This is a genomic window from Crocosphaera sp. XPORK-15E, from assembly GCF_034931425.1.
Lineage (GTDB): Bacteria > Cyanobacteriota > Cyanobacteriia > Cyanobacteriales > Microcystaceae > UHCC-0190.
Genome location: NZ_JAYGHQ010000017.1, coordinates 88983 through 103158, shown reverse-complemented (window position 1 = coordinate 103158; position 14176 = coordinate 88983). Strand labels below are relative to the sequence as shown.

The following is a 14176-nucleotide window of genomic DNA, read 5'->3' as shown; positions in this document are numbered from 1 at the left end:
TACCATAACACTTATACTTTTATCTTAACTTCTCGACAATTCTAATGTCTGAGCTTTTATTCCTTGATGTTTTCCTTGAAAAATCATTTTAACGCCTCTTGCGGGTGCTAAAGTTACCCCTCGTCGTTGCAATTTTTCGGGTTGTGTATCGCCGAATTTAAGTTGATAGTTAGTCATAATAGTAGCTAATACTAATTTCATCTCAAATTGTGCCAAAGCTTCCCCTAAACAACGTCTTACCCCACCACCAAAGGGAATAAATTCATAAGGAGAATATTGTCTCTCTAAAAATCTTTCTGGACGAAATTCATGATGATTAGGATAAAGATCTTCTCGTTGATGGGTTAAATATATACAACCCATTACTATGTCCCCTGGTTTAATAGGATATCCTATAATTTCTACAGGTTCTTGAGCCACTCTCGGAAAGGTTAACATTGCTACGGGGGAGATCCTTAATGTTTCATTACAAACTGCTGTTAAGTAAGGCAAACGAGCGATATCCATCGCATCAGGAGACTCCCCAAGACTGGCTAATTCCTGACCTAGTTTTTCTTTGACTTTTGGGGTACAATGAAGCCAATACAAAGCCCAGGACATAGCCGTTGCGGTGGTTTCATGACCTGCTAACAATAACCCCATCAGTTCATCTCGTAATTCTTCGTCAGTTAAGGGGTTGCCGAATTCGTCTCTTGATGCCATCAATAAGGATAGAATATCGGTGCGGTTGGGATCAGGGTTAGCATGGCGATCGCTAATTTCTGCATAGATTAAATTATCTATTTGTTGTCGTCGATGCAAAAATTTACCCCAAGGACTCCATTTTCCCCAGTCTTGTTGCAAAAATGAGAAGAAAAGAAAGGAGGAAGTTAGAGGGGACTCAAATAATTCAGTTAACTCCCCAAATAGCTGTTTAATTTGTTGGTAACGTTCCCCTTGAGTAATACCGAATACTGTCTCAATAATGATTTGTAAGGAGATAGCTTGCATGGCATTTCGGGCGAGAAATGTTTGCTCTATCGGCAGTTGAGTCATCACTTCATTGGTAATACCGATAATCCTGTCTCCGTAAGCTTTGAGACGTTCCCCATGAAAGGATGGCATCACCAATTGACGGCGTTTTCGGTGGCGATCGCCTTCTATTAACATAGTAGAAGAATTTCCGACAACGTGCCGCAAAATGCTATTAAATCCGCTAGGTGCGTTAAATTGTTTGCGATCGTTGGTTAAAATTTCCTGTATTGCTTGAGGATCGCTTGTCATGATCACGCGATCGCCAAATCCGATCCCACTAGCAAGAAACATCTCAGGATATTGAGCCTGGTTATTTTCTAAAAAACTAACGGGATCAAAAATCCATTGCAGACGTTGTAAGAAAGAAGGGGTTTTAGAACCAGGAATTATTTTCATCAAACTTATTTTCAGGAATTGCTATAACTTCTTAAATTATAACAAAGCTTGTAGGGCGATGCACTGCTCACCCTACTACATTCATGGTTAATTACTAACCCCAGTATAACTTGTTGCTCAGTTTAATCTTTATTAGACTTGGTTGGTTTTTTAGTCTTTAAAATTAACCCTAAGCCACCTAATAGGAGAAGTCCCAGAGATGGGTTAGACTCAGGAACAGAAGCAATAGAAACTAAAATGAATTCATTGTTATCTGCTTGTCCTGGAGTACGTCCCACACTGAAAGGAAAGTTATTGTCATTGGTAATCAACAAAGTGTTTTTATCAATGGGTAAAATTGCCTCAATGGTAACAAATGGAAATGTAAATATTCCATCAGTGGTGCCATTGCCACCAAGATTATTAGGATCAGCAATATCTAACAAATCTACTAATAATTCTTTTTTGACAAACCCATCTTGATCAACTTCATTAATGTTGATTTTATAGATACGTTTGAATTGGGCGGGATCAGAAAATAAGGGATTATTAGGATCGCCTTGTTTTCCATCTCGTTCAATGACTAAAAATTCGGTGTCACTAATAGCAGTTAAGTCACCGATCGCCTGTCCCGTTTCTGTGGGATTTTCTAGACGATAATTAAAAGAATTTCCGGTAAACTGAGAAGTTGCTAAATCATACTCATAAATTAACAAGCGATCGCGTTGTGGATCGGAGGTTAATGGCCCTTCTAAGAGGGGATAAAGTTTGGTTCCACTGGTATTAATAGCCATTCCTTCAAATCCCCTAGAACGAGCTAAATTCGCTGTTGTTAGGTTAGGATTATCAGGAGATTGTACGAAAGGGTTTGCATCTAATCCCAGTACATTAGGAATAGAAATCGGGGCTTCTAGTAACGTGCCATCTGCACTAAAATGAAGTAAGAATGGGCCGAATTCGTCTCCTACCCAAAATGTTCCATCAGGGGCTTCACGGAAGGATTCTATATCAAAATCTGCCCCAGTTAACCAACGATTTGTTACGATATTAGCATCAACTGGAATGGCAGAACTAGGATAATTTGTTAAATCAGCAACAATGTCAAAATTAATCAGATTATTTTGATCGTTTAACTGCAAAAAACTATCTTCTGTAAAGCTAGGAAGTCTGGCCCCAGTTTGCCAATTTGCCGCAAATACTTCTCCAGTATTAAAGTCTATTTCAACGGTATAAAAACGCAATACTGAGTCAGCAGAATTAGCTTTACTTCCAAACCCATTATCTTCCATTACTCGATAAGTATTGGCGGTTGGGCCTGGTAAAATAGCCGAAAATCCTTGTACGGGTTCTTGGTTTACAAAAGGGGGAACAAAGCCATTAGATGGGGCAATAAATTGTCCTGATGTTGGCCCTGGCGCAAAGGTATTAGCGTCTAATACTGCTCGTCCGACTAATTCACTAGCTAGGGCATTTGGTTGGGTGATCATAGCCCCTAAAAGGACTAAAATACACGATGACAATTTTAGTTTTAACATAAACTCCTCACTGTTTAACTAACAGTCTATTTACAAAAGACTAAAGGAATTATAGGACATAAAAATTAAGAATTAATTAAGGTTATGTTATTGTTAAATTATTGTAGATTTTATTAAAATAGAAAAAAGTAATTGGTAAAATTAAAAAGAGGATTAATTATGAAAGATTATCATATTAATATATTTTACAGTGAAGAAGATGGGGGATATATTGCGGATATTCCCCATCTTTCCTATTGTTCTGCTTTTGGAGAAACTCCAGAAGAAGTAGTAAAAGAAGTTCAAATTGCTAAACAAACCTGGTTAGAAGTTGCAAAAGCACAAGGAAAATTTATTCCTACTCCTACTTATCGTCCGACAATTTATCAAGTTTAAGGGGTATATCAATTATTCTTGAATAATACCATAAAAACTCATCATTTTGAACATCATATTCCTTATCATAATTTATTGTTGTTTCTGGATTAAAGAAACTAATATCTTCTTCTTTCAACATAGAGAAAAACGGATCAGAGTTAACATAATTTTTTTTTTCAGGATTAACACACCAACCAAAAAAATCTGCTTCATAAGCTAAAAGCCAATATTTAGAATATAAATTTTCCTTATCCATGAATGATTGCCAGCGTTCTAAAGGTTGCTGTGAATCAATTAGTCCATTCTGACATAAATGACAAGTAATTACAGCAACTATAGAATCCTGAACTTGTATAACTTTATTGACTACTGCATCTTCAACTTTAATTTTCAGAGATTTACATAAATATAGTCCCCAAGCAACTTCATAACTATGGTTTAACTCTGATTGATAACCAATAAATTTATTTAAAACTTGACTAATTTTAGTTGTGTCAATTGAATATTTTTTATCCTCATATCTTGCATTATTATATCTTATTAACAAATCTGTAATTATTGAAATAACGCTAGAATCAGCTATTAAACATTGTAGAAGAATTGCTTCAAATATTTTCCAATTGTCAGGAATTATAATAATTTTTTTAATGTTTGACAAACCATACTTAATAATATTCTCACTAGGAAATTTTTTATGATAATCAAAAACTTTGTTGAAAAAAGTTAATAGTTTTTCATTCTGTCTAAATGAAGATTCTCTTTCAGTAAATTTAAAATTTTTTAAATCCAGAATAGCTATATTTTCAAATACTTCAGGAAGATTAATAATGTAGGTTTTTTGTGAATTAGGCTCAAGTTCAAACTCATTAAAAATTTGATGTAGTATTTTTAATGTTGTTTCAGCTTCAGATATAGTTTCAAAGTATAAATAATAGTCATCAATATAACGAAAACCATCAGGTATTTTTCCTAATATAGAACATAATTGATTATCTATTTTTGAACCAATAATTTCACCAATAATGAAAGATGTATCAGTTCCTATTGGAATACCTAAACTTTGTTGATTCTGAGTATTCCGAATTGCCTTATCAATTGAATTACCATAAAGTCCATCATTATGACGATTTTTTTTTGCTTCATCTTTTCCATGAATTGCCCAAGGAATACTATGTGTATAAAGAGTTGAATAATAACGCGATATGTCCGTATATAAACTATAGCGTAATCCTGAAGATCTTATTATTCTTTCATTAACTATCTGAAAATTATAATCAGGAGAAACTGATCTACCATACTTTGTCTTTTTATCAACCATCAATCTACTAGCTGAAAGCTCTGATTTTTGACATAAATTATAAATACTTTCCCAATTTTTATATATTTCATTTGACAAAATTAATTGATGTAATGGATTAGGAATGCCTAAATTACGACGAGTAACTTGATTTTTGGGAAATGAATGATATGAACAGTTACTTCGTTCATGTCCTTTCAGAAACTCGTTTTTATTATTAACAGTTCGTTCAGTTATTTTGGCAAGTTGATTAGTTTGGAATGCTGGAATCAATTCCTTGGGAAAAAATCCCTGTCCTATTAAATTATCTAATGTTAATTGTGGTGTGGTCATCTTAATAACGTTTAATTTTCTTTTCTTGCCTTTTCTTAATATAACAAACTTACCCAAAAGTGTCATGAAGGGAATGATCTCCTTATCATCATCCTAAGTATGATCACTTATCTTGTAACTAACTGTTATGATAGAATAAAATCTAACAAACTCGTGATCAGTATTAGTAAAAGCGATGGAAACTCAAACCGTTAAACAGAAAGCACAAAAATTAATCGAAAATTTGCCTGAAAATTCCTCTTGGGATGATTTAATGTACGAAATTTATGTTAGACAATCAATCGAATCAGGATTAAGCGATAGTGAAGCAGGGAGAGTGATTTCTGTGGAAGAAGTTAAAGCAAAATTTGGATTGTCAAAGTGAAAGTTTTTTGGACTCAAACAGCAGTTAATCATCTATCTTCTATTTATAACTACATTGCTCAAAATTCAACCTATTATGCTCAAAGACAGGTTGAACGATTAACCAAACGTTCCGAACAGATTGCAATATTTCCTCTATCGGGTCGTATTGTACCAGAATTTGAAGCAAAGCAAATTCGAGAAATTATTGAAGGACATTATCGCATTATTTATTTGATTAAACCTGAGCAAATAGATATCATTGGTGTGATTCACGGTTCATTATCAATTAACTCTATTGAAGAAAAATAAAGTGTGATTCCTAATTAAGCGATCTTTCATCTTGTTAAAAGAGATAGGGGTTTAACAGTGTTAAACCCCTACAAAATATCTAAATTCTATCAACCTTTTAAGGCTTCAATTAACTGCTGTTTAGCGGTTTCTAAAGCTTCTTTTAGCTTACTAGGATCACGTCCTCCAGCTTGCGCTAAATTAGGACGGCCACCCCCACCACCTCCGCATATTTTAGCAATTTCTCCGACAAATTTACCGGCTTGTAGCTGCTTATCTTTATTGACTTTTGGACTAAAAGCTGCTACTAAACTAACCTTTCCTTCTTCGGGAATAGAACCCAAAATAACAGCACCTTCTCCTAATTTTTGTTGTAACCTTTCTGCTGCTGTTTGTAATGCTTTTGCGTCCATTTCTCCCATGTCTGACACCAAAAGTTTAAATTCACCAATTGATTCCGCTTTGTTCAATAATTGGTCAGATTTCGCAATTGCTAAATCTTGTTTTACTGAGTCTAATTCTTTTTGGGTTGTCTTTAGTTCCAACTGTAAAGATGTAATGCGATCGCTGATTTCTTCGGGTTTAATTTTAAAGCGATCGCAGAGATCTTTAACCACAGTTTCCCGTACTTTCAAATATTCTAATACTGCGGGGCCTGCTACCGCTTCAATGCGTCTTACACCTGAAGAAATACCGCTTTCTGACATGATTTTAAACAGTCCAATTTCAGCAGTATTCTTAACATGAGTTCCCCCGCATAACTCCATAGAAACTCCAGGGACATCTATCACCCGAACTTCTGCCCCATATTTCTCCCCAAACATAGCCACTGCCCCTTTTTCTTTGGCAGTTTCTATAGGCATTGTTGCGATTTCTGTGTCATGCGCTTCTGCGATCCAAGTATTAATAATATCCTCAATTTGTTGTAACTCATTTGAGGTTACAGCGCGGGGACAATTAAAGTCAAATCTGAGGCGATCAAAGTCTACTAATGATCCTGCTTGAGAAATAGAATCATCAACAACTTTTTTCAATGCTGCTTGTAATAAATGGGTTGCCGTATGATTAGCTTGAACCCGACGACGACAAGCGCGATCAATGGTAGCTGTTACTGTATCATTAACCGAAGCTTGACCCCTTTCTATGCGTCCAAAATGAACAAAAATCCCGGATTCTTTTTTAACATCATCGATACGAATGACTAAATTATCGCCAGTTAAATAACCGCGATCGCCTATCTGTCCCCCTGACTCTCCATAGAATGGGGTCTTATTTAGAACTATTTGAATGTCCGTTCCTGCTTCAGCTTTGTCTACGGTTTTACCCTCAACTAAAACTGCTTCAATTTTTGCGGTTAATTGTAGGTCAGTATAGCCCAAAAATTCTGTGGGGTGAATATGTTCAGCTAACTTATCTAAGCTACCTTGTACCGTTAAATCAATGGTTTCATGAGCAGCTTTTGATCTTTCTTGTTGCTGCTTCATTGCTACTTCAAACCCTTCGACATCAACCGTTAAATTGCTTTCTTCTGCAATTTCTTGGGTTAACTCTAAAGGGAAACCATAAGTATCATATAAAGTGAAAGCATCTACCCCAGAAATTTGACCTTTATTCGGCGTTTTACTGATAATTTCAGCGAGTAGCTTTTCACCCCGTTCTAATGTCTTTAAGAATGCCACTTCTTCCCGTTCTAATTCTCCTTTGATAAAGCTTTCCCGTTCCCTCACTTGGGGATAAACTTGCTCCGAAAGTTGGATCGCTGCTTCAGCAACTTGATTGATAAATTGCCCCTCAATACCTATTAAACGACCATGACGAACAACACGACGAATTAAACGACGTAAAACGTACCCTCTATCTGTATTTGATGCAGTAATTCCATCAGCTATCATGTGAACAACTGAACGGACATGATCCCCAATTACTTTTAAAGATACTTTGATCTTTTCATCCGCTTTCTTGTACTTAATTTCTGCAATATTGGCCGCAGTTTCAATAATTGGAAAAATCAGATCTGTCTCATAATTATTCGGGACTTTTTGCAATATTTGGGCCATACGTTCCAAACCCATTCCCGTGTCAATATTCTTGTTTTGCAATGGGGTTAAATTGCCATCCACATCACGATTATATTCCATAAACACCAAGTTATAAAACTCGATGAAACGAGAATCATCTTCTAGGTCAATATTTTTGTCTCCTAATTCGGGGTGGAAATCATAATATAATTCTGAACAGGGGCCACAGGGGCCAGTGGGGCCAGCTTTCCAAAAGTTATCTTTCTCCCCCATTCGTTTAATACGTTTGGGAGAAACACCAATAATATCCTCCCAAATTTTAAACGCTTCATCATCCTTTTCAAAGACACTCACGACGATGTTTTCTGGGGGTAATTTAAACACTTTTGTAGACAGTTCCCAGGCCCATTTAATTGCTTGTTCTTTGAAATAGTCCCCAAAACTAAAATTACCCAACATCTCAAAAAAAGTATGATGTCTGGCCGTCCGTCCCACATTTTCGATATCATTGGTACGGATACATTTTTGGGAAGTAGTCGCACGGGGGAAGTCTGGTTGCTTCTGGCCAAGAAAAATTGGTTTAAAAGGAAGCATTCCCGCAATGGTAAGTAATACCGTGGGGTCTTCAGGAACTAAAGATGAACTAGGTAAGATTTCATGTTGTTTTTTGGCGTAAAATTGGAGAAATTTGTCCCGTATTTGACTACCAGTGAGAGAGGGTGTAGTTTTGGCCATTGTGGTTTCCTTGATGATGAGTCCTTCTATCCTTCTTTCTTTATTGTGGCATTTTTGATGCTAGGACAACGATAAAGATTATCAATGGACAATTGACAATGGACAATTGACAATTGGTTAATTTGGTTTAAAACCTCCTCTTTTAAGGGGATAAATTAAAAAAATTTTCCTTATTTTCAATCCTCTACCTTTTAGGTAGAGGTAATTGTCAATTGTCCATTGTTCATTGTCAATTGTTGAACAAGTAAGTTCTAGAGAGATACCTGATTCTAATTTGGTAGATAAAATTAAACAACACTTATTAGTCTATGGATATCAAAATTGGTTAGAAGATAACTGATATATCTTGCAATATCGAGATTGCGACTAATAGCTTCGCTTCCCTCGAAGTCAGAAATAGAAAGTCAAACTTAAAAATTATTTCTGAAAAACTTCTGACTTCTGACTTCATGAAGTCCAATCTTATTAAGGAATAATTAAAACTGGACAAGGGGCGAGATTAATCACTAAAGTTGTAACACTTTCTGAGGCCCCTTCCGAGGTTAGCCCTAGTCCCCGACATCCCATAACAATTAAATCCGCATTGACTTCATCAGCCACATCACAGATAGTAAAAGAAGGCATTCCTTCCCGTTCGATCACATCTGCTTCAATGCCTTTTTCCGCAAACAAAGCTTGGGCCCCTTGTAATAATTTGGCCACAGCTTCGGCCGAAGTCATTACCCCGCTTTGGGGTTTATCTTCCCCCTCAGTAGGCTTTTCTACCACCGATAACAACACTAAACGGCTATTATGGGTCTTAACGAGATTAGCCACCGTTTCAGCCGCTTCACGAGCCTCTCGACTCTGATCCACAGAGAATAACACCGTATTAAACATAACTTATCTATCTCCTGGATACCCACTCCGGTACAATCAGCAACAGAGCGATCACCTGTCCCCTGTCTTATTTTTTTATTGTCTCAGGGGTCGGTTGTAGTTGTGTTTGTTGACAAGCTGATTTAATCTTTTTTTTAGAATCATTCAGCAATCATTCGGAGGAAATTGACTGTGCCTAAGAAGACTATAGCAAATTTATCGGCCGCTGACCTCACCGGAAAGCGTGTATTAGTCCGAGTTGATTTTAACGTTCCCCTAGACGGTGCAACCATTACTGACGATACCCGCATTCGTGCGGCATTGCCAACCATCAAAGATTTAATCTCCAAAGGGGCGAAAGTTATCCTTTGTAGCCACATGGGCCGTCCCAAGGGGAAAGTAGTCCCTAGTATGAGTTTAGCCTCTGTAGCAGCCCGTTTGTCTGAGCTATTAGGGCAACCTGTGGTGATGTGTGATGACTGTGTGGGTGACTCGGTTACTGCTGCCATTGCTAAACTGGAAAATGGTCAGGTTGCTATGTTGGAAAATCTGCGTTTTCATGACGAAGAAGAAGGCAATGATCCTGAATTTGCCAAAAAATTAGCAGCTAATGCAGATTTATACGTTAATGATGCCTTTGGAACAGCACACCGCGCCCATGCTTCTACAGAAGGCGTTACCCATTATCTTAGCCCCAGTGTAGCGGGTTATTTAATAGAAAAAGAGCTTACCTATCTTCAAGCTGCCATTGAAAACCCTCAACGTCCTTTAGCTGCTATTATCGGCGGTTCTAAGGTTTCTAGTAAAATTGGAGTCATTGAAACTTTACTCGAAAAGTGTGATAAATTGCTCATTGGTGGAGGCATGATTTTTACTTTCTATAAAGCCCGTGGCTTAAGTGTAGGTAAATCTTTAGTGGAAGAAGATAAGTTAGAATTAGCGAAATCTTTGGAAGCGAAAGCTAAAGAAAAAGGGGTACAATTTTTATTGCCTACTGATGTAGTTTTAGCTGATAACTTTGCTAAAGATGCTAATTCTAAAATTGCCAGCATTGAAAACATTGAAGACGGTTGGATGGGGTTAGATATTGGCCCTGATTCTATTAAAGTGTTTGAAGACGCTTTAGCTGACTGTAAAGCAGTGATTTGGAATGGCCCAATGGGTGTATTTGAATTTGATAAATTCGCTGCTGGAACTGATGCGATCGCTCATACTTTAGCGGGTTTAACTGCAACAGGAACAACTACTATTATTGGCGGTGGTGACTCCGTTGCTGCGGTCGAAAAAGTGGGAGTTGCTGATAAAATGAGCCACATTTCTACCGGAGGTGGTGCTAGTTTAGAACTGCTCGAAGGTAAAGTTTTACCTGGTATTGCTGCCTTAGACGAAGCATAATTTATCCTAAGCTAAAACGTATTTAAAATGCGTTTTAGCTTAGCAAAACGCAACATAATTTTATCCTATCTTTAAATAGACATCTCCATAATTTAAGAAAATTGAAAAATCATCAACCATGTCTCATCTTTCCGTGGTAATTCCTGTTTATAAAGCTGAAGGATGTCTTGATGAACTTTATCATCGTCTCAAGACTTCTTTACAAACCATCTCTGAAGATTTTGAAATTATTTTAGTCGAAGATTGTGGCGGCGATCGCTCTTGGGATATTATTGTAGAACTAGCCCAAAAAGATCCAAGAGTTAAAGGACTTCAGTTTAGTCGAAACTTTGGTCAGCATTACGGAATCACCGCAGGTTTAGATCATTGTAATGGTGACTGGGTAGTTGTTATGGACTGCGATCTCCAAGATGCACCGGAAGAAATACCTCGACTTTACGCTAAAGCTCAAGAAGGATATGATGTGGTGTTAGCTAGGAGAGGTAAGCGAAAAGATCCTTTTCTTAAACGTATTACCTCTTGGCTTTTTTACAAAACATTTAATTATCTCGCTGAGCTTAATTATGATGCTGAAGTAGGTAACTTTCGGATTATGTCGAGAAAAGTGGTAGAAAGCTTTCTTTTGATGCGTGAACAACTCAGATTTTTTGGAGGTTTGGTTGATTGGATGGGGTTTCCTACTGCTAGTATTAATGTACAACATGAGGAGCGTTTTGCTGGACAAAGTACCTATACTTTTCGCAAGCTTAAAAAACTCGCAACAGATACCATAATCGCCTATTCTGATAAACCCCTTAGACTCTCAATAAAATTAGGTTTTTTAATCTCTTTTATTGCTTTTATTTCTGGAATTTACTTATTTTTCAAAGCCTTAATTTATGGTTCAGTTATAACTGGATGGAGTAGTCTTATTGTTTCTTTGTACTTTTTAGGAGGCATTATTATCTCTATTTTAGGAATTATAGGAATCTACTTAGGAAAAACCTTTGATGAAACAAAAAAAAGACCCTTGTACTTAATTAGAAATTCTACCTCAAGTTTATCAAAATCATCAATATTAACTAAAGATCATTCACACCAAAGTTAATGGTATAATAAAACTAAAATTGATTTTTAATTTCTTTGATTAAATATATGACTGAATTTGATTGCCTACGTCCTATTTCATATGAAACTCGAAACCTCGGTTTACCTAGTTTTGAAATTAACAAAACTTTTCTAGAAAATCCTGATGAACAAGCTTTGAGGATAGCCCTAGAAGATAAAAACAATACCTTGGGTCAGTTTTTTATCCAAGCTCGAATTCCTAAGCAGAATATCAAAATTGTTCACTTATTAGAAAAAATAGGATTTTATTATGTAGAAACGACTATAGAACCTCAAATAAATTTTAAAAGAAATAATATTTTTCAAGATTTTTTAAATGACAAGACTATATTTTTACCGCAAAAATATAGTTTAGAAAAATTTAAAACCATTCAAGAAAATAAAGATAACATCTCTCAATATAACAAAATCAAAAGCATTGCCGAAGAATCTTTTTCTGAGGATAGATTTCATATTGATTTTAACTGTTCTGAAGATATTGCAAACCTCAGATTTTCTTATTGGGTAGATGATCTTTACAATGATAATGATGTTATATTTTACTCATTGGAATATTTGGGGAAAACCATTGCTTTTCTCTGTCATAAAAATCAAAACTTAATTTTAGCAGGGTTTTCTAAGCAATATGTTAATAGTGGATTAGGAGCATTTTTTTGGTTGTCGGTTTTAGAGCAAATGTTGATTCAAGGGATATCTCAAGCTAAAACATTGATTTCAATTAACAATGTTTCTGTTCTTAATCTATATTCAAGGATAGGCTTTCGTTTCAAAAATGTCTCTGTTACTCTTCATTATTGGAAAACCCAAAATAATCAAAAATTTCTTTAAATTTTCTCTATTTTTTGATCATGTAAAAGGAAACTATATATGAAAGTTTGCAATTCTTGTAATGAAAAGTTTATAAGTTCAGAATGGAAATGTCCATCCTGTAATTATTTACCAAAAGTAATTGATAATCATTTAGCTTTTGCTCCTGAATTAGCACAAGCGAGTGATGGATTTGAAGCGGGTTTATTCTCTCAACTGGCTCCTCTAGAAGCCAAAAATTTTTGGTTTCGTTCCCGTAATCACCTAATTATCTGGGCATTAAAACGCTATTTCTTAAAAGCGACAAAGTTCTTAGAAATTGGCTGTGGAACTGGATTTGTGTTGCAGGGAATAGAACGAGCATTCCCAAAACTCACTTTGTTTGGGAGCGAAATATTTACCGCAGGGTTAAGTTTTGCCTCTCAACGTTTATTGAGAACAGAATTATTCCAAATGGATGCCAGAAAAATTCCTTTTGAAAATGAGTTTGATGTGATTGGTTTATTTGATGTCTTAGAGCATATTGAAGAGGATAGAGAAGTTCTCGCTGAAATATATCGAGCCACAGCAAAGGGAGGTGGAATAATTCTAACCGTTCCCCAACATCCTTGGCTTTGGAGTCAAGCAGATGACTATGCCCACCATGTACGTCGCTATCGCGCTCAAGAATTAAAGATTAAGGTGGAAGGTGCTGGATTTAAAGTTGTAAAAATAACATCTTTTGTCTCCTTATTACTTCCCTTAATGCTTGTCTCTCGTTTATCCCAAAAACGACCGAATCAGAATTATAGTATTATGTCAGAATTAAAGATTAGTGGCTGGCTCAATACTACTTTAGAAAATGTTCTCAATTTAGAGCGTATTATGATTAAATTTGGCATCTCTTTTCCTGCTGGTGGCTCATTACTTTTAGTGGCCAGGAAATTATAAGTTTTGAATTATCCCTAATCAGAAAGAGAGAAGACAGCAATATCATTTTCTGAATTGATATTATGTAATCGCAAAGCTTCTTGGCGTTTCTCAGTTTTAAATTCTGAAACTAAGATAACTCCGTCACTGGTTGCTGAGTATAAGCGAGAATTATCTTTATCTACAATCATAATCCACTTTATCTGCTTAATCGGAACATTATTAGCATCAAATTGATAGATGTAGATTGGTTTATCAGGCATAATGCCAATCATCCCTTTACGACTACTTTTCAACTTACCTCGATTATCACTAATTGTCCAAAAATCTTGAGAATGGTCTTGGTATTTTTCGATAAATGGCTCAAAAGTCATCATTGATTTTGTGCCAATAATACCGTTAATATCATTGCGATTGCTATGGTATCTTAAAAACCAAGTAGACCAGTGATTATAACCATTAGTAAAATTTTTAGGATTACTCTTGACTATAAACATTATCTGTCCCTGATTTTTCCAATTAGCTTGCTCTTTTTTAATAAAAGCACTTAAAGTTGACTGTAGCTGAGCGTTTTCTCGATAACCTTCATGAAGGTTATAGTTAGCAAAAACGTTACCAATTAATATAATCATTATAACAATAAATCCTAGATATTTGAGATTGAACTGCTTGATTAAACGGTCTGCTACCAAAAATAGGCATAACCACAAAAAAATACCTAAAGCATACAAATATCTAGATGCTACAGAGGTTAAAACAATTATCGGGAGAATGCTGATGATTAACCCAGATGGTAAAAAGGC

At 35.8% G+C, this 14176-nt stretch carries 13 protein-coding genes; 7 read left to right on the top strand and 6 right to left on the bottom strand.

Annotated features, from left to right (window positions below; all coding sequences use genetic code 11):
* Window positions 1-24: 24 nt before the first annotated feature.
* Both VB691_RS19200 and VB691_RS19195 read right to left on the bottom strand, forming a co-directional pair.
* Window positions 25-1410 (bottom strand): cytochrome P450, encoded by a 1386-nt coding sequence (locus VB691_RS19200; protein WP_323293135.1) that lies wholly within the window; start codon window positions 1408-1410, stop codon window positions 25-27.
* A 122-nt stretch (window positions 1411-1532) separates the two neighbouring features.
* Window positions 1533-2876 carry an esterase-like activity of phytase family protein gene (locus VB691_RS19195; RefSeq protein ID WP_323293134.1) on the bottom strand — a complete coding sequence of 448 codons (1344 nt, stop codon included), beginning with the start codon at window positions 2874-2876 and terminating at the stop codon, window positions 1533-1535.
* Between the two features lie 207 nt (window positions 2877-3083).
* Here VB691_RS19195 and VB691_RS19190 point away from each other — a divergent pair, with 207 nt between their 5' ends.
* Window positions 3084-3299 (top strand): type II toxin-antitoxin system HicB family antitoxin, encoded by a 216-nt coding sequence (locus tag VB691_RS19190; RefSeq protein ID WP_323293133.1) that lies wholly within the window; start codon window positions 3084-3086, stop codon window positions 3297-3299.
* Here VB691_RS19190 and VB691_RS19185 read toward each other — a convergent pair.
* Window positions 3268-4977: an RNA-directed DNA polymerase gene (locus tag VB691_RS19185; protein ID WP_323293132.1), complete on the bottom strand. Its 1710-nt coding sequence runs from the start codon at window positions 4975-4977 to the stop codon at window positions 3268-3270. The two genes, VB691_RS19190 and VB691_RS19185, sit on opposite strands and share 32 nt — an antisense overlap.
* 109 nt (window positions 4978-5086) lie before the next feature.
* Here VB691_RS19185 and VB691_RS19180 point away from each other — a divergent pair, with 109 nt between their 5' ends.
* Entirely contained in the window at window positions 5087-5275 is a 189-nt protein-coding gene (locus tag VB691_RS19180; RefSeq protein ID WP_323293131.1) for a hypothetical protein, read from the top strand.
* Window positions 5272-5565 carry a type II toxin-antitoxin system RelE/ParE family toxin gene (locus VB691_RS19175; protein WP_323293130.1) on the top strand — a complete coding sequence of 98 codons (294 nt, stop codon included), beginning with the start codon at window positions 5272-5274 and terminating at the stop codon, window positions 5563-5565. Before VB691_RS19180 ends, VB691_RS19175 begins: the two co-directional genes overlap by 4 nt.
* Window positions 5566-5654: 89 nt before the next feature.
* Here the strand turns inward: VB691_RS19175 and alaS are convergent, their stop codons facing one another.
* A complete protein-coding gene (alaS, locus tag VB691_RS19170; protein ID WP_323293129.1) occupies window positions 5655-8297 on the bottom strand; it encodes an alanine--tRNA ligase in 2643 nt (880 codons plus the stop codon).
* A gap of 465 nt (window positions 8298-8762) precedes the next feature.
* Window positions 8763-9176: a universal stress protein gene (locus VB691_RS19165; protein WP_323293128.1), complete on the bottom strand. Its 414-nt coding sequence runs from the start codon at window positions 9174-9176 to the stop codon at window positions 8763-8765.
* 171 nt (window positions 9177-9347) lie between these two features.
* Here VB691_RS19165 and VB691_RS19160 point away from each other — a divergent pair, with 171 nt between their 5' ends.
* From VB691_RS19160 to VB691_RS19145, 4 genes are all read left to right on the top strand, one after another.
* Window positions 9348-10550 carry a phosphoglycerate kinase gene (locus tag VB691_RS19160; protein WP_323293127.1) on the top strand — a complete coding sequence of 401 codons (1203 nt, stop codon included), beginning with the start codon at window positions 9348-9350 and terminating at the stop codon, window positions 10548-10550.
* Between the two features lie 118 nt (window positions 10551-10668).
* Entirely contained in the window at window positions 10669-11637 is a 969-nt protein-coding gene (locus VB691_RS19155) for a glycosyltransferase family 2 protein (RefSeq protein WP_323293126.1), read from the top strand.
* Window positions 11638-11684: 47 nt separating this feature from the next.
* Window positions 11685-12485 carry a hypothetical protein gene (locus tag VB691_RS19150; protein WP_323293125.1) on the top strand — a complete coding sequence of 267 codons (801 nt, stop codon included), beginning with the start codon at window positions 11685-11687 and terminating at the stop codon, window positions 12483-12485.
* 39 nt (window positions 12486-12524) lie between these two features.
* Window positions 12525-13394 carry a class I SAM-dependent methyltransferase gene (locus VB691_RS19145; protein ID WP_323293124.1) on the top strand — a complete coding sequence of 290 codons (870 nt, stop codon included), beginning with the start codon at window positions 12525-12527 and terminating at the stop codon, window positions 13392-13394.
* A gap of 14 nt (window positions 13395-13408) precedes the next feature.
* Here VB691_RS19145 and VB691_RS19140 read toward each other — a convergent pair.
* Window positions 13409-14176, bottom strand: a 768-nt coding sequence (locus VB691_RS19140; protein WP_323293123.1) for a hypothetical protein, incomplete at its 5' end; no start/stop codon positions are given.

Coding starts and splice junctions, on each gene's coding strand:
- VB691_RS19200 (WP_323293135.1), bottom strand. CDS start 1,410: ATGAAAATAATTCCTGGTTCTAAAACCCCTTCTTTCTTACAACGTCTG.
- VB691_RS19195 (WP_323293134.1), bottom strand. CDS start 2,876: ATGATCACCCAACCAAATGCCCTAGCTAGTGAATTAGTCGGACGAGCA.
- VB691_RS19190 (WP_323293133.1), top strand. CDS start 3,084: ATGAAAGATTATCATATTAATATATTTTACAGTGAAGAAGATGGGGGA.
- VB691_RS19185 (WP_323293132.1), bottom strand. CDS start 4,977: ATGACACTTTTGGGTAAGTTTGTTATATTAAGAAAAGGCAAGAAAAGA.
- VB691_RS19180 (WP_323293131.1), top strand. CDS start 5,087: ATGGAAACTCAAACCGTTAAACAGAAAGCACAAAAATTAATCGAAAAT.
- alaS (WP_323293129.1), bottom strand. CDS start 8,297: ATGGCCAAAACTACACCCTCTCTCACTGGTAGTCAAATACGGGACAAA.
- VB691_RS19165 (WP_323293128.1), bottom strand. CDS start 9,176: ATGTTTAATACGGTGTTATTCTCTGTGGATCAGAGTCGAGAGGCTCGT.
- VB691_RS19155 (WP_323293126.1), top strand. CDS start 10,669: ATGTCTCATCTTTCCGTGGTAATTCCTGTTTATAAAGCTGAAGGATGT.
- VB691_RS19150 (WP_323293125.1), top strand. CDS start 11,685: ATGACTGAATTTGATTGCCTACGTCCTATTTCATATGAAACTCGAAAC.
- VB691_RS19145 (WP_323293124.1), top strand. CDS start 12,525: ATGAAAGTTTGCAATTCTTGTAATGAAAAGTTTATAAGTTCAGAATGG.